The 21,307-nt window shown below is 64.8% G+C and carries 21 protein-coding genes and 2 pseudogenes; 3 read left to right on the forward strand and 20 right to left on the reverse strand.

What is annotated here, in order from left to right; genetic code table 11:
• Nucleotides 1–366: 366 nt before the first annotated feature.
• Nucleotides 367–951, forward strand: a pseudogene (gene pdeM, locus KDD17_RS19255) (ligase-associated DNA damage response endonuclease PdeM); the annotation flags it as partial.
• Between the two features lie 3 nt (nt 952–954).
• The gene (locus KDD17_RS09985; protein WP_212703531.1) at nt 955–1,371 is read left to right on the forward strand and encodes a PaaI family thioesterase; all 417 of its coding nucleotides are present in this window, start codon (nt 955–957) and stop codon (nt 1,369–1,371) included.
• A 3-nt stretch (nt 1,372–1,374) separates the two neighbouring features.
• Here KDD17_RS09985 and folD read toward each other — a convergent pair whose 3' ends face one another.
• From folD to ruvC, 16 genes and pseudogenes are all read right to left on the reverse strand, one after another.
• Complete coding sequence (folD, locus tag KDD17_RS09990) at nt 1,375–2,277, reverse strand: bifunctional methylenetetrahydrofolate dehydrogenase/methenyltetrahydrofolate cyclohydrolase FolD (protein ID WP_212703532.1); 903 nt, start codon at nt 2,275–2,277, stop codon at nt 1,375–1,377.
• 89 nt (nt 2,278–2,366) lie between these two features.
• Nucleotides 2,367–4,043 carry a formate--tetrahydrofolate ligase gene (locus KDD17_RS09995; protein ID WP_212703533.1) on the reverse strand — a complete coding sequence of 559 codons (1,677 nt, stop codon included), beginning with the start codon at nt 4,041–4,043 and terminating at the stop codon, nt 2,367–2,369.
• A 212-nt stretch (nt 4,044–4,255) separates the two neighbouring features.
• Nucleotides 4,256–4,845, reverse strand: a pseudogene (locus KDD17_RS10000) (MOSC domain-containing protein).
• Nucleotides 4,846–4,942: 97 nt separating this feature from the next.
• The gene (gene ftsH / locus KDD17_RS10005) at nt 4,943–6,865 is read right to left on the reverse strand and encodes an ATP-dependent zinc metalloprotease FtsH (RefSeq protein WP_212703534.1); all 1,923 of its coding nucleotides are present in this window, start codon (nt 6,863–6,865) and stop codon (nt 4,943–4,945) included.
• An 87-nt stretch (nt 6,866–6,952) separates the two neighbouring features.
• Nucleotides 6,953–8,182, reverse strand: a complete 1,230-nt coding sequence (gene tilS / locus KDD17_RS10010) for a tRNA lysidine(34) synthetase TilS (RefSeq protein WP_212703535.1) — start codon at nt 8,180–8,182, stop codon at nt 6,953–6,955.
• A gap of 4 nt (nt 8,183–8,186) precedes the next feature.
• Entirely contained in the window at nt 8,187–9,014 is an 828-nt protein-coding gene (locus KDD17_RS10015; RefSeq protein WP_212703536.1) for a tetratricopeptide repeat protein, read from the reverse strand.
• 12 nt (nt 9,015–9,026) lie between these two features.
• Complete coding sequence (gene pal / locus KDD17_RS10020) at nt 9,027–9,554, reverse strand: peptidoglycan-associated lipoprotein Pal (protein WP_212703537.1); 528 nt, start codon at nt 9,552–9,554, stop codon at nt 9,027–9,029.
• A gap of 93 nt (nt 9,555–9,647) precedes the next feature.
• Nucleotides 9,648–10,967 (reverse strand): Tol-Pal system beta propeller repeat protein TolB, encoded by a 1,320-nt coding sequence (gene tolB, locus KDD17_RS10025; protein WP_212703538.1) that lies wholly within the window; start codon nt 10,965–10,967, stop codon nt 9,648–9,650.
• Nucleotides 10,968–11,079: 112 nt separating this feature from the next.
• Complete coding sequence (locus KDD17_RS10030) at nt 11,080–12,165, reverse strand: cell envelope integrity TolA family protein (protein ID WP_254796768.1); 1,086 nt, start codon at nt 12,163–12,165, stop codon at nt 11,080–11,082.
• A 4-nt stretch (nt 12,166–12,169) separates the two neighbouring features.
• Nucleotides 12,170–12,634, reverse strand: a complete 465-nt coding sequence (tolR, locus tag KDD17_RS10035) for a protein TolR (RefSeq protein ID WP_212703539.1) — start codon at nt 12,632–12,634, stop codon at nt 12,170–12,172.
• A 1-nt stretch (nt 12,635) separates the two neighbouring features.
• Nucleotides 12,636–13,331 (reverse strand): protein TolQ, encoded by a 696-nt coding sequence (gene tolQ / locus KDD17_RS10040; RefSeq protein WP_212703540.1) that lies wholly within the window; start codon nt 13,329–13,331, stop codon nt 12,636–12,638.
• Between the two features lie 108 nt (nt 13,332–13,439).
• Nucleotides 13,440–13,826, reverse strand: a complete 387-nt coding sequence (gene ybgC, locus KDD17_RS10045) for a tol-pal system-associated acyl-CoA thioesterase (RefSeq protein WP_212703541.1) — start codon at nt 13,824–13,826, stop codon at nt 13,440–13,442.
• Complete coding sequence (locus KDD17_RS10050; protein ID WP_212703542.1) at nt 13,823–14,455, reverse strand: hypothetical protein; 633 nt, start codon at nt 14,453–14,455, stop codon at nt 13,823–13,825. Before KDD17_RS10050 ends, ybgC begins: the two co-directional genes overlap by 4 nt.
• A 16-nt stretch (nt 14,456–14,471) precedes the next feature.
• Nucleotides 14,472–15,485 (reverse strand): Holliday junction branch migration DNA helicase RuvB, encoded by a 1,014-nt coding sequence (ruvB, locus tag KDD17_RS10055; protein ID WP_212703543.1) that lies wholly within the window; start codon nt 15,483–15,485, stop codon nt 14,472–14,474.
• A 32-nt stretch (nt 15,486–15,517) separates the two neighbouring features.
• Nucleotides 15,518–16,165 carry a Holliday junction branch migration protein RuvA gene (gene ruvA / locus KDD17_RS10060; protein ID WP_212703544.1) on the reverse strand — a complete coding sequence of 216 codons (648 nt, stop codon included), beginning with the start codon at nt 16,163–16,165 and terminating at the stop codon, nt 15,518–15,520.
• On the reverse strand, nt 16,162–16,668 hold the full coding sequence (ruvC, locus tag KDD17_RS10065; protein ID WP_212706205.1) for a crossover junction endodeoxyribonuclease RuvC: 507 nt from the start codon (nt 16,666–16,668) through the stop codon (nt 16,162–16,164). The genes ruvA and ruvC overlap by 4 nt, the downstream gene beginning before the upstream one ends.
• A 330-nt stretch (nt 16,669–16,998) precedes the next feature.
• Here ruvC and KDD17_RS10070 point away from each other — a divergent pair, with 330 nt between their 5' ends.
• Entirely contained in the window at nt 16,999–17,217 is a 219-nt protein-coding gene (locus KDD17_RS10070) for a DUF1127 domain-containing protein (RefSeq protein ID WP_212703545.1), read from the forward strand.
• A 115-nt stretch (nt 17,218–17,332) separates the two neighbouring features.
• Here the strand turns inward: KDD17_RS10070 and KDD17_RS10075 are convergent, their stop codons facing one another.
• From KDD17_RS10075 to KDD17_RS10090, 4 genes are all read right to left on the reverse strand, one after another.
• Complete coding sequence (locus tag KDD17_RS10075; RefSeq protein WP_212703546.1) at nt 17,333–17,680, reverse strand: hypothetical protein; 348 nt, start codon at nt 17,678–17,680, stop codon at nt 17,333–17,335.
• A 105-nt stretch (nt 17,681–17,785) separates the two neighbouring features.
• Nucleotides 17,786–18,664, reverse strand: a complete 879-nt coding sequence (locus tag KDD17_RS10080; RefSeq protein WP_212703547.1) for a 50S ribosomal protein L11 methyltransferase — start codon at nt 18,662–18,664, stop codon at nt 17,786–17,788.
• On the reverse strand, nt 18,664–20,055 hold the full coding sequence (locus KDD17_RS10085; protein ID WP_254796769.1) for an MATE family efflux transporter: 1,392 nt from the start codon (nt 20,053–20,055) through the stop codon (nt 18,664–18,666). The genes KDD17_RS10080 and KDD17_RS10085 overlap by 1 nt, the downstream gene beginning before the upstream one ends.
• Nucleotides 20,052–21,284 (reverse strand): MFS transporter, encoded by a 1,233-nt coding sequence (locus KDD17_RS10090; RefSeq protein ID WP_212703548.1) that lies wholly within the window; start codon nt 21,282–21,284, stop codon nt 20,052–20,054. The genes KDD17_RS10085 and KDD17_RS10090 overlap by 4 nt, the downstream gene beginning before the upstream one ends.
• Nucleotides 21,285–21,307: the final 23 nt, after the last annotated feature.

A 21,307-nucleotide genomic window follows, 5' to 3' on the forward strand; every position in this document is an offset into this window, starting at 1 on the left:
CGGACCGCCGATGACGTGCAGAGGTATTTAATAAAGGGTGCAGGAAATGCAGGTGTCTCGTCCAGACAAAAAGTGTTTATCCAGGACGAGACGCCCTGCACCCTTTACGGCCATCGGCTCCTCAGCCTGTACCGCTTCTCCACCCTGACAAATCAAGGTAAACAAATCGTTAAAGGGAACACACATCCCCCTGCACCCTTTTCGAAATACCTGATCCGCGTGCCGCTGCACGCGCATGGCTTTCGTTTTTGCCTTGTCTATGTTCACCAAGTGTTCCAAACACGTGATATGAAGAGTTTCGACTTCTCTCTTGCGGGTGCGACGTTACAGGCACTGGGCTCCGGTGCTCTTTGGTGGCCGAGAGAAAGCACCCTTGTCGTCAGCGATCTCCATCTTGGTAAATCCGAACGGATTTCGCGACGCGGCGGCGCGCAGCTGCCGCCCTACGACACGCGCGACACACTGGCACGTTTGGAGACGGACATCGCTGCAACCCGCCCGCGCCAGGTGATCTGTCTCGGCGACAGTTTTGACGATCTTGCCGCGGCGCAAGGACTGCCCGAGATCGAGCGCAGGTGGATCGCACGGCTGCAGGCCGGGCGGCAGTGGATGTGGATTGAGGGAAACCATGATCCGGGCGCCACAGGCTTCGAGGGTGCTACACTGTTCGAACTCGCCGCGCCCCCGCTCGTTTTCCGACATATCGCGCAGCCGGGGGCCCGTGGCGAAATATCCGGTCATTTTCATCCCAAGGCCGGGCTCACCGCCCGAGGTCGCACCGTCACGCGCCCGGCATTTCTGATCGACAGTAACCGCGTCATCCTGCCGGCCTACGGGACCTATACCGGTGGGTTGCGGGTGGAGACGCCGGTGTTGAGGCAGCTGATGCGCCCTGAGGCCCTGGCCGTTCTGACCGGCCCTCAGCCGACGCCCATCCCGATCCCGCGGTAGCCTATGGATACGCTGACCGCCCGCATCCACAAAAGCTTTGCGCGACAGAGCATGATGGCAACCCTTGGCGCGGAAATCCTGCACGTTGCCGAAGGTCTCGTGCGCATTACGGCCCCGATCCTTCCCGGTGCGCGTCAGCAGCAGGGGTTCGGTCACGCGGGGCTGACGTTCTCAATCGGAGACAGCGCAGCGGGCTACGCCGCTTTAACCGTGCTGCCGCCCGAGAATGAGGTCGTCACCGCGGAGATCAAGATCAACCTGCTCGCACCGGCCCGCGGATCGCGGCTGATCGCGACCGGGCGCGTCGTAAAGCCCGGCAGGCGCCTGTGTGTGGTCACAGCGGAGGTCCACGCCGAGGAGGCAGGCACACAAACACTCATCGCCGTGCTGCAGGGCACCATGGTGCCGGTGCCCCGCTGATATTCAGGCTGTCAGCCCTTCGGGTTCCGCCAGACCATTGGCGCGACAGCAGGCCGTCACCGTATTGGCCAGAAGGCAGGCGATGGTCATCGGACCGACACCGCCCGGCACGGGCGTGATCGCACCGGCCACGGCGGCACAGCTGTCATAGTCGACATCGCCCACCAGCTTGGTCTTGCCCGCGCCACGCTCGGGGGCGTCAAGACGGTTGATACCGACGTCGATCACCGTTGCACCGGGCTTGATCCAATCGCCGGGCACCATTTCGGGCCGGCCCACGGCGGCGACGACAATATCCGCGCGGCGCACGATCTCGGCCAGATCCTTGGTGCGCGAATGCGCGATCGTCACCGTCGCGCTGTCATTCAGAAGCAGCTGCGCCATCGGCTTGCCGACGATATTCGAGCGCCCGATCACCACGGCATCCATACCGGAGATCGAGCCGTGATGATCGCGCAGCATCATCAGACACCCCAGCGGCGTGCACGGTACCATCGATTTCTGCCCCGTCCCCAACAGCCCCACGTTCGAGATATGGAACCCGTCGACATCTTTCGCCGGATCAATGCTGTTGATGACCAGATCCTCGTTGAGGTGCTTGGGTAGCGGCAGCTGCACGAGGATCCCGTGGATCTCTGCATCCTTGTTCAGCTGGTCGATCAGCGCGAGCAGATCGGCCTCAGAGGTGTCCGCCTCAAGCCGGTGTTCAACCGATTTCATACCGACCTCGACCGTCATCTTGCCCTTTGAGCGGACGTAGACCTGACTGGCGGGATCCTCACCCACCAGCACGACGGCCAGCCCCGGCGTGATCCCGTGATCGGCTTTCAAACGGTCCACATGTTCGGCCACCTGGCCGCGCACCCGCGCGGCGAATTCCTTACCGTCGATTACGGTCGCAGTCATTATGTCTTCCTCGGTTCATTGCATTGCTCCCGGATACGGGAGGGTGGGCGGGGCGTCGGCGCAGCCGCGCGTCGTCCCGCCCGTTTGGTTCAGAACAGCCCTTCGACGTCGCCATCGGCGTTGAGCTTGATCGCTTCGGCAGACGGCACACGCGGCAGGCCCGGCATGGTCATGATCTCACCGCAGATCACCACGACAAATCCCGCACCCGCGCTCAGACGCACTTCACGCACCGGCACCGAGAAGCCGACGGGCGCGCCGCGGCGGTCGGGGTCGGTGGTAAAGCTGTACTGCGTTTTCGCCATGCAGACCGGCAGGTTACCGTATCCTTGCGCTTCCCAATCCTTCAGCTGGTTGCGGATCTTTTGATCGGCCAGCACCTCGTCGGCGCGGTAGATGCGTTTGGCGACCGCCTCGATCTTTTGGAAAAGCGGCATGTCGTCGGGATAGATCGGGGCAAAGTCAGCCTCGCCCGCATCGGCGATTTCGGCCACGCGGGTCGCCAGATCGGCGGAGCCTTCAGAGCCCAGTTCCCAGTGGCGCGACAGGATCGCCTCGGCGCCCTGCTCGGCCACATAGTCCTTGACCGCCTGCACCTCGGCGTCGGTGTCAGTGACAAAATGGTTGATCGCCACGACCACCGGCACGCCAAAGCTTTTGACGTTCTCGATATGACGGCCAAGGTTGGCACAACCCTTCTTCACGGCCTCGACGTTCTCGTCGCCCAGATCCTTCTTGGCCACGCCGCCGTTCATCTTCATCGCGCGCACGGTCGCAACAACGACCACCACCGACGGGGCCAGCCCCGCCTTGCGGCATTTGATGTTCATGAATTTCTCGGCCCCCAGATCGGCGCCGAAGCCCGCTTCGGTCACCACGTAATCCGCCAGCTTCAGCGCCGTTGTCGTGGCAATCACCGAGTTGCAGCCATGCGCGATATTCGCAAACGGACCGCCGTGCACGAAGGCGGGATTGTTTTCCAGCGTTTGCACAAGGTTCGGCTGCATCGCGTCTTTCAGCAGGACGGTCATCGCGCCGTCCGCCTTGATATCGCGCGCGTAGACCGGCGAGCGGTCGCGGCGGTAGGCCACGATCATGTCACCCAGACGCTTCTGCAGATCCGACAGATCCTTTGCCAGACACAGGATCGCCATCACCTCGGAGGCGACCGTGATGTCAAATCCGGCCTCGCGCGGGAAGCCGTTGGACACACCGCCCAGCGACGCCGTGATCTGGCGCAGTGCGCGGTCGTTCATGTCCACGACCCGGCGCCAGACGACGCGGCGCTGGTCGATCTCCAGCTCGTTGCCCCAGTAGATGTGGTTGTCGATCATCGCGCTCAGCAGGTTGTGCGCCGAGGTGATGGCGTGGAAATCCCCGGTAAAGTGCAGGTTCATCTCTTCCATCGGCACAACCTGCGCATAGCCACCGCCGGCAGCCCCGCCCTTCATCCCGAAATTCGGGCCCAGCGAGGCTTCACGGATACAGACGCAAGCATTCTTGCCGATGCGGTTCAGACCGTCGCCCAGACCCACGGTTGTGGTCGTCTTGCCCTCCCCCGCGGGCGTCGGGTTGATCGCGGTCACGAGGATCAGCTTGCCGTCCTTGCGGTCCTGCACGGAGTTGATGAACGACTGGCTCACCTTTGCCTTGTCGTGGCCGTAGGGCAGCAGATCATCGCTGCCGATGCCCAGCTTTTCGCCGATCTCCTGAATGGGACGCTTGGACGCTTCGCGTGCGATTTGAATGTCGGTTTTATAGGCCATGGTGTTCCCCGTGTAAGCGCCGGTGCGGCGGATGGTCTCGCATTGCATACGCGGGCATGCCAGTCGCAAAGGGACGTTTTCCGACATTTTCCAACCAGCTTGCGGCGCGCGGCACCGTTGAGGTTTCTTTTTGGAAACCGTCGGCGCTCACAGGGCTGGCGGATTGCAGTGATTACGCCGCGTTATGCTGCCGCCGGTCTGCGGGAATGACGCTAAAGCGGCAGGGCCGGTTGCCAGCCGCGTTGATCCGGCACGTGCAGGCGCAGCGTGTCACCGACATTAAGCGTTCCGGGCCGCTCGACCCAGGCCGTCACGCCGCGCCGATCCTTCGATGCCGCCTTATAGCCTTTTCCGAGCCCCGGCATCTCGGCCTCGATCTCGCGGGCGGGCAGCTGGCACGGGCGATTCTCCATATCGACGACGATGGTGGCACCATCCGGCCCCTGCAGGCGCGACGAGGGGGGATATGGGTGAAATCGGGCAAACCGCTCAGCACAACGCTTGCGCCGACGAACCGCGGATCAAGGGTCTCGATCCCCATTGCCCGCGCCACCGCGTCCAGTTCTTCGGCGCTCATTACGCAGAGCTGGCGGGTATTGGCGATCTCGGTCCCGCGCGGGTGCTGCGAGGTCACGCGGCTGCACGACGGCCGGGTGAGCCCCGCGTGGGTCTCCCCCTCAGGCCCGGCAAAACCAAGCGTCAGGTGGTCGCGAGCCTGCGCCTGCAACCCTTTGGCACGGTCGGGCACGACGCCCAGCCAGGTGACGGTTGCGGTATAGTCTGTGGGGATAAGTGCGGGCATTTTCCGGGTCTCCTTGCCCGGCGACTGTGCGAGCGGCGCGCGCAAAAGAAAAGGCCCCGCGTGAGGCGGGGCCGATGATCTTTCGGGGTGCGTTTCATCACACGGAGGGTTCAGGCTCCATTCCACCGGAGGGCGGAGATTTCTTGCCCTTCGCCTTCGGGATCGCCGTAATGGAGGGGGCGGAGCCGCTGTCGGGCGTGTCGTCCTCATCCTCGGGTGCCTGTGGCGGCTTGCCCGCAATGACGCGCTGGATCTCTTCGCCGGTCAGTGTTTCGTATTCCAGCAGACCCTGCGCCAGACGTTCGAACTCTTCCTCATGCTCTTCGATCAGCTTGTAGGCACGGTCGTAGCCTTCGTCGATGATGCGTTTGACCTCGCTCTCGATCAGTTCCTTGGTCGCGGCAGAGACCGAAAAGCCCCCCGCCCCGCCGTTCGCCTGATAGCCGGCGGCGGCCTCGGAATAGTCGATATTGCCGACCTTGTCCGACATGCCCATGCGCATCACCATGCCGCGCGCCAGTTGGCTGGCCTGCATGATGTCACCCATCGGGCCGGACGATACGGTTTCGGCCCCATACTTGAAGATTTCGGCCGCCTTACCCGCCATGGTCATGGCGATCTTCTGCTCGGCCTCATCCTTGAACATCTGCAGCTTGTCCATCTCGGGCAGGCTCATCACCATCCCCAGCGCGCCACCGCGCGGAATGATCGTGGCCTTGTAGACCGGATCGCATTTTGGCAGTTTGATGCCGACAATGGCGTGGCCGGCCTCGTGATAAGCGGTCTTTTCCTTCTGGTCCTGTGTGAGAACCATCGACCGGCGCTCCGCGCCCATCATGATCTTGTCCTTGGCCGATTCGAAATCCATCATCGCGACAAAGCGGCGGCCCACGCGTGCGGCGGTCAGCGCCGCCTCGTTCACGAGGTTCGCCAGATCCGCACCGGAAAAGCCGGGTGTGCCGCGCGCGATGATGCGCAGATCAACGTCGGGCCCCAGCGGCGTCTTGCGCGCGTGCACGCCCAGGATCTTTTCGCGGCCCTTGATATCCGGGTTGCCGACGGTGACCTGACGGTCGAAACGACCGGGGCGCAGCAGTGCGGGATCCAGCACATCCTTGCGGTTGGTCGCGGCGATGATGATGACGCCTTCGTTGGCTTCAAAACCGTCCATCTCGACCAGCAGCTGGTTCAGCGTCTGCTCACGCTCGTCGTTGCCCCCGCCATAGCCCGCGCCACGGTGGCGACCGACGGCGTCGATTTCGTCGATGAACACGATGCAGGGCGCGTTTTTCTTGGCCTGCTCGAACATATCGCGCACGCGGCTGGCACCCACGCCCACAAACATCTCGACAAAGTCGGAGCCGGATATGGTGAAGAAAGGCACGCCGGCCTCGCCTGCGATGGCGCGCGCCAGAAGCGTCTTACCGGTGCCCGGAGGGCCTTCGAGCAGCGCGCCCTTGGGGATCTTGCCGCCAAGGCGCGAGAACTTCTGCGGGTTGCGCAGGAATTCCACGATTTCTTCGAGCTCTTCCTTGGCCTCGTCGATACCCGCCACGTCGTCAAACGTCACACGCCCGTGCTTTTCGGTCAGCATCTTGGCCTTGGATTTGCCGAACCCCATGGCCCCGCCCTTACCGCCGCCCTGCATCCGGTTCATAAAGTAGATCCAGACACCGATCAGCAGCAGGATCGGCAACAGCGACACGAGGAACGTCTGCAGCCCGCTTTCCTGCTGGCTTTCGGCGCGCACGGGGATGTTGTTGTCGATCAGCAGCGAGGTGATCTCGGCGTCCGTGGGCAGGATGGTGACGTAATCCTGACCGTCCGACTGGCGAAAGCGCACCTGCTCTCCGTCGAGGGTGACGTTGCTGACGTTGCCGCCTTCGACGGCGCTGACAAAATCGGAATAGCTGATTTCACGGTTCTGCATCCCGCTCGGTCCGCCGTTGAACAGATTGAACAACGAGAAAACAAGGACCAGCAGAACGGCCCAGAAAGCGAGGTTACGAAAATTGCCCAAGGAAGCACTCCTGACTGCATGAGGGGCGGTGGCTGGCACCTGCCCGCGTTAAGCTACAAGATAGACACCACACCGGTCAGTTCAATGTCATAATCCGGTCAGTTTGAAGATGCCCGGCCTGCGGATCAGCCGCGCGGTGCTTTGGGACGCGGCATAAAGCACGGGCACGTGCAGTGCCTCCCCCTCGTGCCAGAGCGCAGGGAGGCCTGCGCACATGTCCCGCGGCAGGCCAAAATCACGGTAATTGTGTATTTTTTTCAGACCATTAAATCCCATCGCGGCAATATAGGATCCCGCAGGGGCGGTGCCGTCAAGGTGCCAGCATCCGTCCCAGACGCCGGTTGCCTCGGCGCGGTGATCTGTCACGGCAGCCGCCTCCCGGTAGAGCCACAGATTTTGCGCGACGCTTTCGACGACGCAGCCGCCCAGCGTCGTCTTGCCCCCGGCGCGCGCTGTGGCGGCAAAGCGTTCCAGCGGCGCCTGACGCACGCCGTAAGCGCCGCCGCTGACCCAGCGGATTGCCCGGCGCCAGAACCTGTGCGCAAGCGCGTCGGGCAGCGCGGCGACCGCAACGGTCGGGATGCACAACGCGCCCGCCAGCGTTTCAACCCGCCCCTCCAGCGCGTCGGCAAGCGTGTAGTCGAGCGCGGCGCACACGCCTTGCATGCGCGTGGCAAGCCCCGCCAATGCCGCTGCGTCCAGCCCCGCATCGGCAAGCGCGGGCAACGCCTGTCGCATGCGGATGCGGGCAAACTCCGGGTTGTCATTGCTCGGATCCTCGGCCCAGCCGATGCCATGCTCCCCGAGATGTCGACGCAGATCGGCGCGGCGTAATTCAAGACAGGGGCGCAGGAAACGCACGCCGTGTTTGTCTGTCTCCCGCCCCATGCCGCTCAGCCCGTCGGCGCCGGCGTGCCGGGCCAGTTGCATCAGCACGGTCTCGGCCTGATCGTCCTGTGTGTGGCCCAGTGCTACCGCCTCGATCCCCCGGCCCTGCGCCCATTCGGCGAGCAACGCGTAGCGCGCGCGGCGCGCGGCATCCTGAAGATTGCCCGCACCGTCCCATCCGGTCCAGCGCAGCGTCGTGTGCGGTAGATCCCAATCGGCGCAGAGCTTTGCCACTGCAGCGGCCTCCTGTCGCGATTGGGCGCGCAAACCATGATCGACGGTGGCCACATGCAGGCAGAGATCCGGCATGTCCCGAAGCAAGCTCAGCAACGCGACGGAATCACCGCCCCCCGAGACCGCCACACCCAGCACACGCGGCGCAGGATCGCCGAGCGCCCTCGCCACAGCCTCCCTCAGCGGGGGGCGCATGGGATCACGAACAGCCCAGACCTTGGCGTTGGGCTTCCGCCTGCGCCACGTATTCACTGCCCGCAAAGCGTACGCCAACCTCGCTGAGCGTCACGCACGCCTCCGATGTCTGGCCCAGCGCGCCTAGCGCGCGGCCCAGTTTGAACAGCGCCTCGGCGGCGTTGGGGCCAACGGGTGCGGCGCCAAAGCTGGCAAGATAGGCGCGCGCGGCCTCGCGGGTGTCGCCCATGCCTTCCAGCGCGTCGCCGCGCCGCAGATCGACGTCGGCAGCTAGCGGAGAGCCCGGATAGGTCTGATTGAAGGTCTCAAACTGCGCGGCGGCGCTGCGAAAGTCACCGGATGCGAGCGCCTCCTGCGCCCGCTGAAAGTCGTCATTCTCTCCGACGGCGAGTTGCTGACCGCCGGTGCCCGGCGCAGGGGTTGGGGCGGGCGCGGGGGCCGTGGCCTGATCGTTACCGCCAAGGGTCGAGGTTTCGCCAAGGGTGGAGATGTCCCCGCCCTCAAGCTCGACCAGACGGAATTCCAGATCGGCGATGCGGCGGGTGCCGTCGTCGACAATGCGGTTGATGCGGAATTCCAGCTCTTCGGTCTTGGCGGTGACGCGTTGCAGCTCGCTCTCCATCGCGGAGACACGGTCAAGGACCGACCCCGCCGCCAGCTGCGCCCCCTGCCCGGCGGTGCCGGTGGTGCTCAGCTCGCGCCGCAGCTTGGCCATTTCGGTGTTGAGCGTAACCAGCTCCTGCCGGATATCGGCGAGGGTTTGCGCATCCTGTGCGGCGGCGCCCATCGGCACCGCCCCCAGCACAACCGCAAAGATCAGGGCGAAACGCATCCGCATCCTCCTTTAGCTGACGCCGCCACCGGCCAGCACCGTCACGGCGCGGCGGTTCTTGGCGTAACACGCCTCGTTCGAGCAGATTTCGATCGGGCGTTCCTTGCCGTAACTGACAACGCGCAGACGGCTTGCGGGCACGCCCTGCCCGATCAAATATTCGCGCGCGGCATTGGCCCGGCGCGCGCCCAGCGCGAGGTTGTATTCCCGTGTGCCCTGCTCATCCGCATGACCCTCGATCACGGCGGTGTAGTCAGTGTTCGTCATGAGCCAGCCCGCCTGCCCGTCCAGCGTGGCGCGGCCTGTGGCGGTCAGATTGGATTGATCGACCTCGAACAGCACACGGTCGCCGACGGTCTGGTTGAAATAGGCGGTGGAGGTTGGGTCATTGGCGCTGCCCGGCACCACACCGTTCAGCGGCTGGCCGCCCGTGGGATTGCCGCTACCGGCCAGCCCGTCGTCGCCGCCGAAGCGGTCGGGATTGGTGCAGGCGCTCAGCGCGACGGCAGCGACCAGAAGCGTGATGGGGATGAGTTTCATTGTCTGCCCTTCTCGATGGGTGAGGAGTATTCTTGTTGTTGCCTGATCTGTATCACAGCCGCGCGCCCGTGGGGAAGTGGGCGCGCGTCAGCGTCATTTCTGCAGCGGTGACCAGCTTGGGTCCGATCCGCCTTCGGGCGTGTTGACCGGGCGCAGCACGCGGCCGGTGATGTCGACGCTATAAAGCGATGACCGCCCCCCCTCGCCTTGGGTTTCGCGGGTGAACATGATGACGCGGCCATTGGGCGCCCAGGTCGGGCCCTCATCCAGGAACGACGCCGTCAGCAACCGCTCCTCGGAGCCGTCGGTGCGCATCACGCCGATGTGAAAGCGTCCCGCGTTCTGCTTGGTAAAGGCAATGAGATCCCCGCGGGGTGACCACACCGGCGTGCCGTACCGCCCCTCGCCGAAGGAGATCCGCCGCGCCTCGCCCCCTGTGGCGGGCATGACGTAGATCTGCGGCGAGCCGGAGCGGTCGCTCTCGAAAACGATCTGGCTGCCGTCGGGGCTGTAGCTGGGGGCGGTCTCAATCGCGGGCGTGTTGGTCAGACGCACGGATTGGCCCGAATTGATGTCCATCGTGTAGATGTCGGTATTGCCGCCCTGGCTGATCGAAAACACCACCGTCTGCCCCGAGGGCGAGAAGCGCGGCGCAAAGCTCATGGTGCCCTCGGCGCTTTCCAGCACCCGGCGCTCGACCGAGCCGACGTTGAGCACGTAGATACGCGGGAACCCTGTCTCGTAACTGGTATAGAGCACGCGGTCCCCGGTGGGCGAAAAACGCGGGGCAAGCACGATGGCGCTGCTGTCGGTCAGATAGCGCACGTTGGCGCCGTCGTAATCCATGATCGCAAGGCGTTTCTTGCGGTCGTCCTTGGGGCCGGTTTCCGACACGAACACCACGCGGCTGTCGAAATAGCCGCCCTCGCCGGTGATGCGGGTATAGACTTCATCGGCGACCTTGTGGGCCATGCGGCGCCAGCCGTCGGTGGTGCCGGAAAATTGCAGCCCCTCGCCCAGCGTGGTGCCCGACACCACATCGTAGACGCGGAATTTCACATTCACGTTATTGCCCGACACGGCGACCGCGCCGGTGACCAGCGCCTCGGCATTCACGGCCTTCCAATCGGCGTATTGGATCGGTGCGTTGAAATCAGCGTACTCGGAGATAAAGGCATCCGACGGGATTTCGCGGAAGATGCCGGTGCCGGACAGATCGGCGGCGACCACGCGCGCCAGGTCACGCGCCAGCTGCCCGGCCTCGCCGGTTTCGGCCTGAAAATCGGGCACGGCGAAGGGCAAGGGTTTGATGATCCCTTCCTCGATGGTGATCTGTAGCGGGCCGTTTTGCGCGGCCAACGGTGCGGCCATCAGCGCCGCCGTCAGCGTCAGACACAGGGTCAGAAGTCTCATATCTCTCCCATCCTTTCGGGATTGAACATCGTGTTACTATCGCGGTGCAGGCGCGCGCGCGCAATGGGAAGCGGCAGGGCTTTTGCCCTATGGCAAGGGATTGCCGCCGGGATCATTGGATCCGCATCCGATTGGGATCGAACGTCATCTCGATCTCTTTCCATTGACCGTATTTTTCGGGTGGCAGCGGGAAGCCACCGCGCTGGCACAGCAGGATCGCACGCCGCGCCGCGCCAAAGGCCGCATCGGTGCGCGACGGGTCGCCCCCGTCGCTGCCGATCATGCGCAGGCTCGTTTGCACGACCTTGCCGTCCTGCGTCATCGACATCGCCACCGTGACCACGGGCCATTGCGCGCCGGTGTCCACGTTCCAGCAATTCTGCACCGCAAGGCGCAGATCGTCCTTTTCGCCGGAGGTCATGGGCGGCCCGGTCGGAATGTCCTCGGCGGCCGAGCTGAGGGCCGCCTCGAGTGCGGCCTGCACGGCGGCATCGTCCACGGTGTCCTCCTGCGGGGCGGAGGTTTCGATGTTGCCCGCGGTCCGGGGGGCAGGCGCGCTGGGGCGACGCGCGGGCGGGCGCATCGAGGCGGTGGGGGCCGCGGCGGGTGGTGCGGGTGCCTCCGTCACGATCCGGTCAGAGGCCTCGGGGGTCTGCGCGGCCTCCTGCGGCTCCTCCACCGTCTCGCCGGTCTCTTCGGGCACGGCGGCTTCCTGCGGCTCGGGCGCCTCAGCGACCTCCGGCTCCGGCGCGGGTGCGGGATCGGGGCGCACGACGTCGTTGGGCCGCTCGACGGGCGTGTCGTCGACGGGCGCGTCCTGCACGGTGACCTCGGCGGGCGGTTGCGGCAATACGGGTGCGGCGTCTGAGACTTCGGGCGCGGGCTCCTCAACCGGCGCGGGCGCGGGATCTTCCGGCGGCGGAGGGGGCGCGGGGGCGGGTTCTTCCGGGGCCACATCGACTTCGGGCGCGTCCTGCGTCACCTCGGGGGCGGCGGGTGTGGGCGTCTCGGCGATTTCCTGCGGCTGCCGGGCGGCCTCCGTCAGCGCATCGAACTCGGCGCCCGAAATCACGGCGACCTCGCGCACCTCCAACGGCTCGGGCCGGTTGGAAAACCAGCCGCCAAAAAGGATCCAGCCGATGAGGCCCACATGCCCCACCCCGGATACCCAATTGCCAATGAGACGCGCGCGCGACATCTGGCTACTCGTTGCCGTCCAGGGTCGGCCCGCCGATGTCGGTCACAAGGCCGATGTTGGAAAACCCGCCGGCGTTGAGGGCGCCCATGATCTCCATCACTTGCGCGTAGGGCACGGCGCCATCCGCGCGCAGGAACACCCGGTCACCCTCACGCTCTGCCGCAACGGCGCGCAGTTTGGGCAGCAGGTCTGCGCGGGCCGTTTCGGTCGTCATGATCTGCACCGATCCTTCGGCGGTGAGCGTCACGGTCAGCGGCTCTTCCTGCTCGGTCGGCAGGGCCTGTGCCGCCGTTTTTGGCAACTCAACGGGCACGCCCACGGTCAGCAGGGGGGCCGCGACCATGAAGATAATCAATAGCACCAGCATCACATCCACAAAGGGCGTCACGTTGATTTCCGACATCGGCTGCGCCCCGCCGCGCCGCCGTCTGCGCCCGCCGCTCTTTTTCTGCATCACACCCGCGCCCATGTCAGCTGTCCAACTGGCGGCTGAGGATGGTGGCGAATTCGTCGGCAAAGGCCTCATAGCCGCCAAGGATGCGATCGCTGTCGGCGTTGAGCTTGTTGTAGAACACCACTGCCGGGATCGCGGCCATCAGGCCCAGACCGGTCGCCAGCAGCGCCTCGGCGATGCCGGGTGCCACGACGGCGAGGTTGGTATTCTGCTGCTCGGCAATCTCGACAAAGGCGTTCATGATCCCGAAGACCGTCCCGAACAGCCCAACGAAGGGCGCGGTGGATCCGGTCGTGGCCAGCACCGACAGACCCTTTTGCAGGCGCTCGGCTTCCTTGGCGATGGCCACATCCATCGAGCGGTCGATGCGCGCCGTGGCTCCTGGAATGAGGCCGCCATCCTCGCGGTGCGAGCGGCGCCATTCGGTCATGCCCGCGGCAAAGATCTTTTGCGCGGCGCCCTGCGGCTCCGGCCCGATTTCGTCGTAGAGCGTATCCAGAGGCTCCCCCGACCAGAACGCCTGATCAAAGGCCGCGGCCTCGCGCCGGGCGGCGCGGTATTGGATGATTTTCTGCACGATGATCGACCAGGACCAGAACGAGGCCACGATCAGCCCGATCATCACCAGTTTCACGAGGATCGTCGCCTGGGCAAACATGCCCCAAACGGTAAGGTTGCCGCCGACTTCGGCCGCGATCAATGCTGTCTGCATGGGTTTTGCTCTACTCTACTGCCTCGATGGGCCCGATTTGGGGCTCCGTTGCGCCAATGCTAGACCAGAGCGGCACAAAAGGCGAGCGCAAGCTGGCGCGCGCCCGTGCTACCCCTCCAGTCGGCGAAGTTCTGCCGGAAGGCGGGCGGGTTTGCCCCCTGCCCCGATGCACACGATCAGCACCCGCGCGGTAAAGAGCAGCGTATCGTCGCGCCAGACTTCCTGCGCCATGGTCATGCGCACGCCCGACAGACCTTCAAGCGTCGTGCGGACCTCCAAGATATCGTCGAACTGCGCGGGCTGGATATAATCGGCCTCGACCCGGCGCACGGCAAACACCACGCCCGCCTCTTTCATCGCCAGCTGATCGATGCCCACATCGCGCACCCAATCGCTGCGCGCGCGTTCGATATAGCGCAGATAGTTGGCGTAATAGACGATCCCCGCCATGTCGGTATCTTCGTAATAGACGCGGATGCGCTTGGTGTGGCTCACGACGGGCTCTCCTGCGCCTGCATCCGCGCGAAAAGGCGCAGCGCGTGGCTGACGTCGGTGGCAGCGCCCGGCAGCACAGGATCATAGGCCGCGCGGATCAGCCCCGCCACATCGGGGCGCAGGATCGTCTTGTCGCCCGCGACGGCCAGCGGCGATTGATCCTGAAACGCGGTGTCGGACCACAGAAGGTAGGATTGCACGATCTGGCTCAACGCCAGTGTCTGCGCGGGCACTTCGCTGAGGTGTTTATCCATGCGCAGGAACACGAAACACGCCTTGATCCCGCCCGTAGCGTCAAATCGGAAAAACCGGTATTGGTTCGCCTCGATCCCTGTCAGCCGCTCGACCAGCGGGGCAAGATCGGGCACCAGACGGTCCATGCCGGGCACGTCCAGCAGTTCTGCCCAGTCGTTGAAAAAGAACATCATCAGGTTCGAGCCAAGCTCGGGGTCGGTCTCGGCCATCTTGTGGCCTGCAAGTGCGGTGACGGCTTCAAGCGCGCCTTTGACGACCTCAAGCGTGGCGTCATCGACGCCAAAGACCACCGGCGCGATGGGCCGGCCCCAGCGGGCAAAGACGAACTGGCCGTCGCCGCGGGTGAACAGGGTTTCGATGGTTTCGGGGGTCATGCGTCCCTTCCTTGGATTATCCAAACAGATCGGCGCTTTTGGGCGGTGCCAGCCCCAGATGCGTCCACGCCTTTTGCGCCAGCATGCGCCCGCGCGGGGTGCGCTGGATAAGGCCCTGCTGCAACAGGTACGGCTCGATCACCTCTTCAAGCGCGTCGCGGCTTTCGGAAAGGGCCGCGCTCATTGTCTCGATCCCTACGGGACCGCCCTGATAATTCTCGGCGATCAGGCTCAGATAGCGGCGGTCGGCCCCGTCGAGGCCCAGCCGATCCACACCCAGACGGGTGAGCGCCATGTCGGCCAGTTCCTGCGTGACGCGGCCATCGCCCTCGACCACGGCGAAATCCACCACGCGGCGCAGCAAGCGTCCGGCGATGCGCGGGGTGCCACGCGCGCGACGCGCGATTTCCCGCGCGCCGCCCTCATCCGCAGGCGCACCCAGCTTGCGCGCGTTGCGGTCCACGATGATGAACAGCTCGTCCTCGGTATAGAATTGCAATCGCGTGGGGATGCCGAAACGGTCGCGCAGCGGCGTGGTCAACAGCCCCATGCGCGTCGTTGCGCCCACCAGTGTGAACGGCTGCAACTCGATCCGCACGGTGCGCGCGGCGGGGCCCTCACCGATCACCAGATCCAGCTCGAAATCCTCCAGCGCGGGATACAGAACCTCTTCGACCGCCGGATTGAGGCGGTGAATCTCGTCGATGAACAGCACGTCGCGCGCTTCGAGATTGGTGAGAATCGCGGCCAGATCACCCGCCTTGGCCAGCACCGGACCGGAGGTCATGCGAAAGCCCACGCCCAGCTCGCGCGCCATGATCTGCGCCAGCGTCGTCTTGCCCAGACCGGGCGGGCCGTGGAACAGGGTGTGATCCATCGCTTCTTCGCGCTGGCGCGCGGATTGGATGAAAACCTTGAGGTTCGCGCGTGCTTCCGCCTGCCCGACGAATTCGTCGAGCATCTGGGGCCGCAGGGCGCGGTCGATATCCTCGGGCTGACGCTCGGGGCGCAGGGTTGGGTCGCTGTCCATCGGGATCCTCGCTGAGAGGGTTGAACGCTACCCTACTGCGGGGGCGCCAGGAGTTTCAACGCAGCACGGATGAGGGCGGGCGTGTCGGCCTCGGGCGCCGCGCCTGCGGCCTTGGCCACCGCCGATGCGGCATCCGACGGGCCATAGCCCAGATTGCCCAGCGCCGATAGCGCCTCCGCCTGCGCGCTGGCGGGCGCCGGGGCGCGCACGGGCGCCTCGATCACCTCGGCCTCCGCCGTGCCCATGGCCTGCGCGGGGCTGCCGCCCATCGCCATCAGTGACGGCGCCTTGTCCTTGAGATCGAGCACCACGCGCTGCGCGATCTTGGGGCCGACGCCCCTCGCCGCCTTGACCGCGTTCCAGTCGCCCAGCGCAATCGCCCGGCTGACCCCGTCGGGGCCCAGCGTACCGAGGATCGCCAGCGATGCCTTTGCCCCAACCCCCTGCACCGAGGTCAGCAGCCGGTGCCATTCCTTCTCCACCAGCGTCGAAAAACCGAACAATTGCAGGTTCGTCTCCTGCACCAGCAAATCGGTATAAAGCGCCACCGCCTCGCCGACGCCTGGCAGCCGCGCCAGCGTCATCTCCGAGCAATAGACCAGATAGCCCACGCCGCGCACGTCGATCAGCACGTGATCGGTGCCGCGCATGTCGATAATGCCGGAGATCTTGCCGATCATGCCGAGGCCCTCGCGACCGCCGCTGCCAGATTGGACGCGGCCCCGTGATGCGCGTGACAGATCGCCACCGCCAGCGCGTCCGCCGCATCCGGCCCCGCAATATCGACCCCCGGCAGCTGCATCCGCACCATATGGGCGATCTGCCCCTTGTCGGCGTGGCCCACGCCCACGACGGTTTTCTTGACCGCGTTGGGTGCGTATTCCCCGACACTCAGCCCCGCCTGCGCAGGCACCAACAGCGCGATGCCGCGCGCCTGACCCAGCTTCAGCGTGCCGGCCCCGTCCTTGTTCACGAACGTATGCTCGACCGCTGCCGCATCGGGTCGGTAGGTCGCAAAAATGCGGGTGAGTTGGGCGTGCAGCGCCAGCAGACGCGCCGCCAGATCGTGCCCCCCCTCGGAATGGCAAATCCCGTTGGCCACATGGCTCAGCTTGCTGCCTGCCACGTCAATGACGCCCCAGCCCATATTCCGCAGGCCCGGATCAATTCCGATTACCCTGATCATTTGCCCCACATCCGTCTTTTGTTGCTTTTGCGCAGCACTAGCACGAAACGCGAACATTACCTAATCCTTAATGCCGCGCCTGCCGAAATCGGTTCGATCGCGCCGCAATGCAGCATTCGCGACACTCCAACGCCCAGACACGACACCAATTGCGGCGAAAAAAGGGTGATCTGTCAATCGGTTAACCACCATACCGACCCATGCAGAAAACGCATATCAGCCGTGCACAACCGTACATTGCGCGCCGTTCATACTCTGCCTATTTGGCGGTCATCCCGCTGAGACAATCAGCAGCGCAGTACTCTAACCCTTAGAAGGATGGCTCCCATGGCAGCTTTTGACACTACCCGCACCACCTACGGCACAGCGACATTCGTGAACCGTGCTTACGTTTTTCTGGCTGACCTCGTGGCAGACATCATCGCGTGGAACGATGCCCGCGTGACCCGCAACGCCCTGATGGATCTGACCGACCGCGAGCTGGCCGATATCGGTCTGGAGCGTGGTGCCATCGACGACGTCGCCCGCAGCAACTTCATCCGCTGAGCGCGCGGCGGTGCCGGCGTGACCTCCCGCGCGCTGACGCCACCCTGACCAGCAAAAAGGCCGCCCCGATAGAAATCGGGCGCGGCCTTTTCAATTGACGGGGTGCCAGTAGGCCTTAGCGGAACAGCGGCCCCATTTGATCGGCGAAGAATTGGGTGACCGGATCAACCGCCAGCACCCGGGCGCCCGCCACTTCGATCACGCTGCCGGCCTCAAGCTGGGCAAGACGATCGGCGTAGGCATCCGGCCCGTTGGCCGACAGCATGAACGCCTTGAACATGAAGAAGCTGAGCACCATCAGAAACGCGCCCTTGATCGGCAGACGCAGGCGCGCCTTGCGGGGCTTGGCCACGATCACACCATTGCGATCAACGCGCGTGGTGTAGCCGCGGCGCACCATTTTGGCGTGACGCTTGTCGACCGAGGAAAGGCGGGCGGAAAAATTCTCTTTGGTCTGAACCATGGCAGTGGTCTTTCTCAACAGAAGCCCCCACCTCTGTTGAATCAAGTTTTAGACAACAAATGTGGCCGAAATGGGGCAAATGCGTCGATCCGAACGCATTTGCGGTCAGTCTGTGGTCTTTTTCCGAAGCGTTATCGTCGTCCAGTCACCAATGCTTTCACGGTGGTGCAGATTGATGCCGGATCGTGCATAAACCTCGATCACCTCATCGGCCTGCGCGTTCAACACGCCAGAAAGAATCGCGTAGCCGCCGGGCATCAAAGCAGCGGCCATATCGGGTGCCAGCGCGATCAGCGGTCCCTTGAGGATGTTGGCGAACACCAGATCGAACGGCGCCGCAGCCGCCAGCGTGGGGTGATCGAAGCCTGCCGCCTCGACGCAGGTGATGCGATCCGCCAGCCCATTGGCGGCGGCATTGGCACGCGCCACATCCACCGCGACCTCGTCGATGTCCGACGCCAGCACGTCGCGCGGCCAGATCCGCGCGGCGGCCATCGCCAGCACGGCGGTGCCGCAGCCCACGTCGATGACGCGTCGTCCGGTGAACCCGGCCTCTGCCAGACGGTCCAGCGCGCGCAGACATCCCAGCGTCGTGCCATGGTGCCCGGTGCCAAAGGCCATCGCCGCCTCGATCAACAGCGGCTCACAGCCCTCGGGCACGCGGTCAGCGTCGTGGCTGCCGTAGACGAAAAAGCGCCCGGCCTCGACCGGCGCCAGCTCGCGGCGCACGTGGGCGACCCAATCGGTCTCGGGCAGCTCGCTCACGATGAAGGGCTGCGCGCCGGTGGCGGCGGCCAGCAGGGCCAGCGCGGTATCGTCGGGGGCGGCTTCAAAATAGCCGCCGACCTCCCACAGGCCCGATTCGTCCTCCATCTCGAACACGCCGACGCCGGTGGGCGCGGGGTCCAGCGCCTCCATCGCACGCTCAAGGCGGTAGGCGGCGTCGCGGTCCGGCAGGGTCGTCAGGGCGGTAAAGGTCGGCATCAGCGGCTCCTGTGGCGGTCGGGGTTCGGGTAGGGCCGCGGCGCGGGCACGTCAAGAGCGCTTTCGGGCGCTTGCAGGCCGCGCACGTAGACCCAGCCCCACAGCGCCGAGAGCCCGCCGACCGCAATGCCCGCCGCCGCCTGACCATAGATCACCCCCGCCGCGCCAAAGCTGGCGGCAAAGAGCATCGCGGCAGGCAGGCTCAGCACGCCGTCCTTGATCCAGTTCACAAGGGTCGAGCGCCCAGGCTTGCCCAGATTGTTGAAGGCGGCGTTGGAGACAAAAAGTGCGCCGAAAAAGATGAACCCGCCCACGCCGATCACGGCAAAGGCGCGCAGCACCTCCGCCCCCTGCCCGGTCAGCCCGAATGCGGCGATGATGTAAGGAACGGCCAGCACGAACAGGCCCCAGGCCACCAGCGTATAGAGCAGACAAAAGATCAGCGCGTCGCGGTAGGTAGAGCGCACGCGGTCCAGCTGCCCCGCGCCGTAGTTCTGGCCGAATATCCCGCCGATCGCGCCGCTGAGCGCAAAGATCCCGCCGAACACCACCACCGTCAGCCGCCCCACCACGGCCCAGGCAGCGACCGCATCATCGCCAAAGGGCGCCATCACGATGGTCAGCAGGTAGTTACCCACCGGCGTGCTCATCTGCGTGGCAATCGCCGGGATCGCCACGGCGACAAAGGGCGCCCCGATGCGGCGCAGGGTCGCGAGACGCGGGCGGTCCACGAGGTTGAGCTGGCGGACCGCAAAATGTACCGCCATCGCCAGCAGCGAAAAACGAAAGAGCACAAGGCCGATGGCCGCGCCATCCAGCCCCCAGCCAAAGCCGACGATCATGATGGGATCAATCACCATCAGGATGCAGCCGCCGGTCAGCGTGATGTACATTGCCTTTGCGCCGTAGCCATCGGCGCGCAAGGTGCCCGACATGACCAGTGCCGCACTCATCGGGACAAGCGAGGGGATCGTGATCGCAAGATAGCGCGCGGCAAGGCGCGCGGTCTCCCCCTCCGCCCCTGCCATGCCGACGAGGTTGTGGCGGAACAGCACGATCAGCGCCGCGACGACCGCCAAGGTCGAGGCCGCGATCACCACGGCGGCGCCCGCTTGCCTGCGCGCCCGCGCCCTGTCCCCCGCGCCGATGCTGCGCGACACGACCGCCGTGGCCGCGATCATCAGCCCAACGGCCACCGAGACCGAAAAGAACTGCACCGCATAGGCAAAGCCTACCGCCGCCACCAGCTGCGGCTCGCCCAGTTGCGACACCCACAGAAGGTTCGCCGCATCCACCAGAAATACAAAGGTAATCCCCAGCGCGCCCGTCGCGGTCATCCGCGTCACGTGGCCCAGGGTCGAGCCGGTCAGAAAACGCCCCTCCGCGCTCATTCAGCCGCCTGTGGGGCGCGCGCGGCAAAGATCGTCTCGGCCCCCGGAACGGGATGGCGCGGGATGAGCGTCGACAGGATGAGCGACACCCCCGCCATGCCCGCCGCCAACAGGAACACCGCCGCGGGCGATGCCAGCCACAACAGCCCCAGCAGCACCGGCAGAAAGACCGCCGCGATGTGGTTGATCGTGAAAGCAACGGCAGCCGTGGGCGCCATATCCCCCGGCGCACCGATCTTCTGAAAATATGTCTTGAGCGCGAGGGCGAGGCCAAAGAACATGTGATCGAGCACATAGAGCACGGCAGCTACCTGAAACCCCCAGTCAAAGAAATACACACCGCCGTAGGCAAGAAACACGCAAACCAGCCCGGTGTATTCAAACATCAGCGCGTTGCGCTCGCCAAACCGGCCGACGATCTTGCCCAGCAGCGGGGCGATCACCATGTTGATCACCAGATTGATCAGATACAGCCCCGCGATCTCGTAGACCTGAAAACCGAATTTTTCGACCATCATGAAGCCCGCGAACACCATGAAGATCTGCCGCCGCGCGCCGGCCATGAACTGCAACGCGTAATAAAGCCAGTAACGGCGGCGCAGGACCAGACGCTTGATCTGCGGATGCGGCGATTCGTATTGCGGATAGGCCAGCAGCGCAAAGGCGGCGATGGCCACGGTGATGCCGCCGCCCACCATGAACACCATGTTGTAGGTCAGGCCCAGCGGCTCCCACAGGATCATGATGACAAAATACACGCAGAAGGTCGCCGCCGATCCGGTCGCCATCAGCCAGCCCAGGATTTGCGGCGCGCGGTCCTTGGGCAGCCATTGCAGTTGCAGGGATTGATTGACCGTCTCGTAATAATGAAACCCGACCGAGCTGAGAAAGGTCAGGATCATGATCCCCGTCAGCTGCGGATACCACGCGGTGATCGCCGTGGCCGCGCCCAGCAGGATCAGCGAGGTCAGCCCCAGCACCTGCTCGCGGAACACGATGATGAGGAAAATCACCAGAAAGCTGAGGAAACCGGGGATTTCGCGGATGGTGTGCAGCAGGCCGATGTCCGCGCCATCAAAATCCGCAACCTCTTTTACGAAGTTATTGAGCAGCGCGTACCAGGTGAAAAACGCGATCGGCATCGCCAGCGCCATCAGGAACAAAAGCGTGATCGGGCGCCGCCACAGCGGCTGTTCGGAGGCTTGGTCGAGGCGCAGAAACTCTATCATCTCTCAGCCTTACGCCCGGCCAT

The organism is Sulfitobacter albidus (assembly GCF_018200035.1).
In the GTDB taxonomy this organism is placed as follows: domain Bacteria; phylum Pseudomonadota; class Alphaproteobacteria; order Rhodobacterales; family Rhodobacteraceae; genus Sulfitobacter; species Sulfitobacter albidus.

Excerpts from the sequence above, each read along its gene's own strand:
- KDD17_RS09985 (WP_212703531.1), top strand. The coding sequence starts at position 955 with ATGGATACGCTGACCGCCCGCATCCACAAAAGCTTTGCGCGACAGAGC.
- folD (WP_212703532.1), bottom strand. The coding sequence starts at position 2,277 with ATGACTGCGACCGTAATCGACGGTAAGGAATTCGCCGCGCGGGTGCGC.
- KDD17_RS09995 (WP_212703533.1), bottom strand. The coding sequence starts at position 4,043 with ATGGCCTATAAAACCGACATTCAAATCGCACGCGAAGCGTCCAAGCGT.
- tilS (WP_212703535.1), bottom strand. The coding sequence starts at position 8,182 with ATGCGCCCCCCGCTGAGGGAGGCTGTGGCGAGGGCGCTCGGCGATCCT.
- KDD17_RS10015 (WP_212703536.1), bottom strand. The coding sequence starts at position 9,014 with ATGCGTTTCGCCCTGATCTTTGCGGTTGTGCTGGGGGCGGTGCCGATG.
- pal (WP_212703537.1), bottom strand. The coding sequence starts at position 9,554 with ATGAAACTCATCCCCATCACGCTTCTGGTCGCTGCCGTCGCGCTGAGC.
- tolB (WP_212703538.1), bottom strand. The coding sequence starts at position 10,967 with ATGAGACTTCTGACCCTGTGTCTGACGCTGACGGCGGCGCTGATGGCC.
- KDD17_RS10030 (WP_254796768.1), bottom strand. The coding sequence starts at position 12,165 with ATGTCGCGCGCGCGTCTCATTGGCAATTGGGTATCCGGGGTGGGGCAT.
- tolR (WP_212703539.1), bottom strand. The coding sequence starts at position 12,634 with ATGGGCGCGGGTGTGATGCAGAAAAAGAGCGGCGGGCGCAGACGGCGG.
- tolQ (WP_212703540.1), bottom strand. The coding sequence starts at position 13,331 with ATGCAGACAGCATTGATCGCGGCCGAAGTCGGCGGCAACCTTACCGTT.
- KDD17_RS10050 (WP_212703542.1), bottom strand. The coding sequence starts at position 14,455 with ATGACCCCCGAAACCATCGAAACCCTGTTCACCCGCGGCGACGGCCAG.
- ruvB (WP_212703543.1), bottom strand. The coding sequence starts at position 15,485 with ATGGACAGCGACCCAACCCTGCGCCCCGAGCGTCAGCCCGAGGATATC.
- ruvA (WP_212703544.1), bottom strand. The coding sequence starts at position 16,165 with ATGATCGGCAAGATCTCCGGCATTATCGACATGCGCGGCACCGATCAC.
- KDD17_RS10070 (WP_212703545.1), top strand. The coding sequence starts at position 16,999 with ATGGCAGCTTTTGACACTACCCGCACCACCTACGGCACAGCGACATTC.
- KDD17_RS10075 (WP_212703546.1), bottom strand. The coding sequence starts at position 17,680 with ATGGTTCAGACCAAAGAGAATTTTTCCGCCCGCCTTTCCTCGGTCGAC.
- KDD17_RS10080 (WP_212703547.1), bottom strand. The coding sequence starts at position 18,664 with ATGCCGACCTTTACCGCCCTGACGACCCTGCCGGACCGCGACGCCGCC.
- KDD17_RS10085 (WP_254796769.1), bottom strand. The coding sequence starts at position 20,055 with ATGAGCGCGGAGGGGCGTTTTCTGACCGGCTCGACCCTGGGCCACGTG.
- KDD17_RS10090 (WP_212703548.1), bottom strand. The coding sequence starts at position 21,284 with ATGATAGAGTTTCTGCGCCTCGACCAAGCCTCCGAACAGCCGCTGTGG.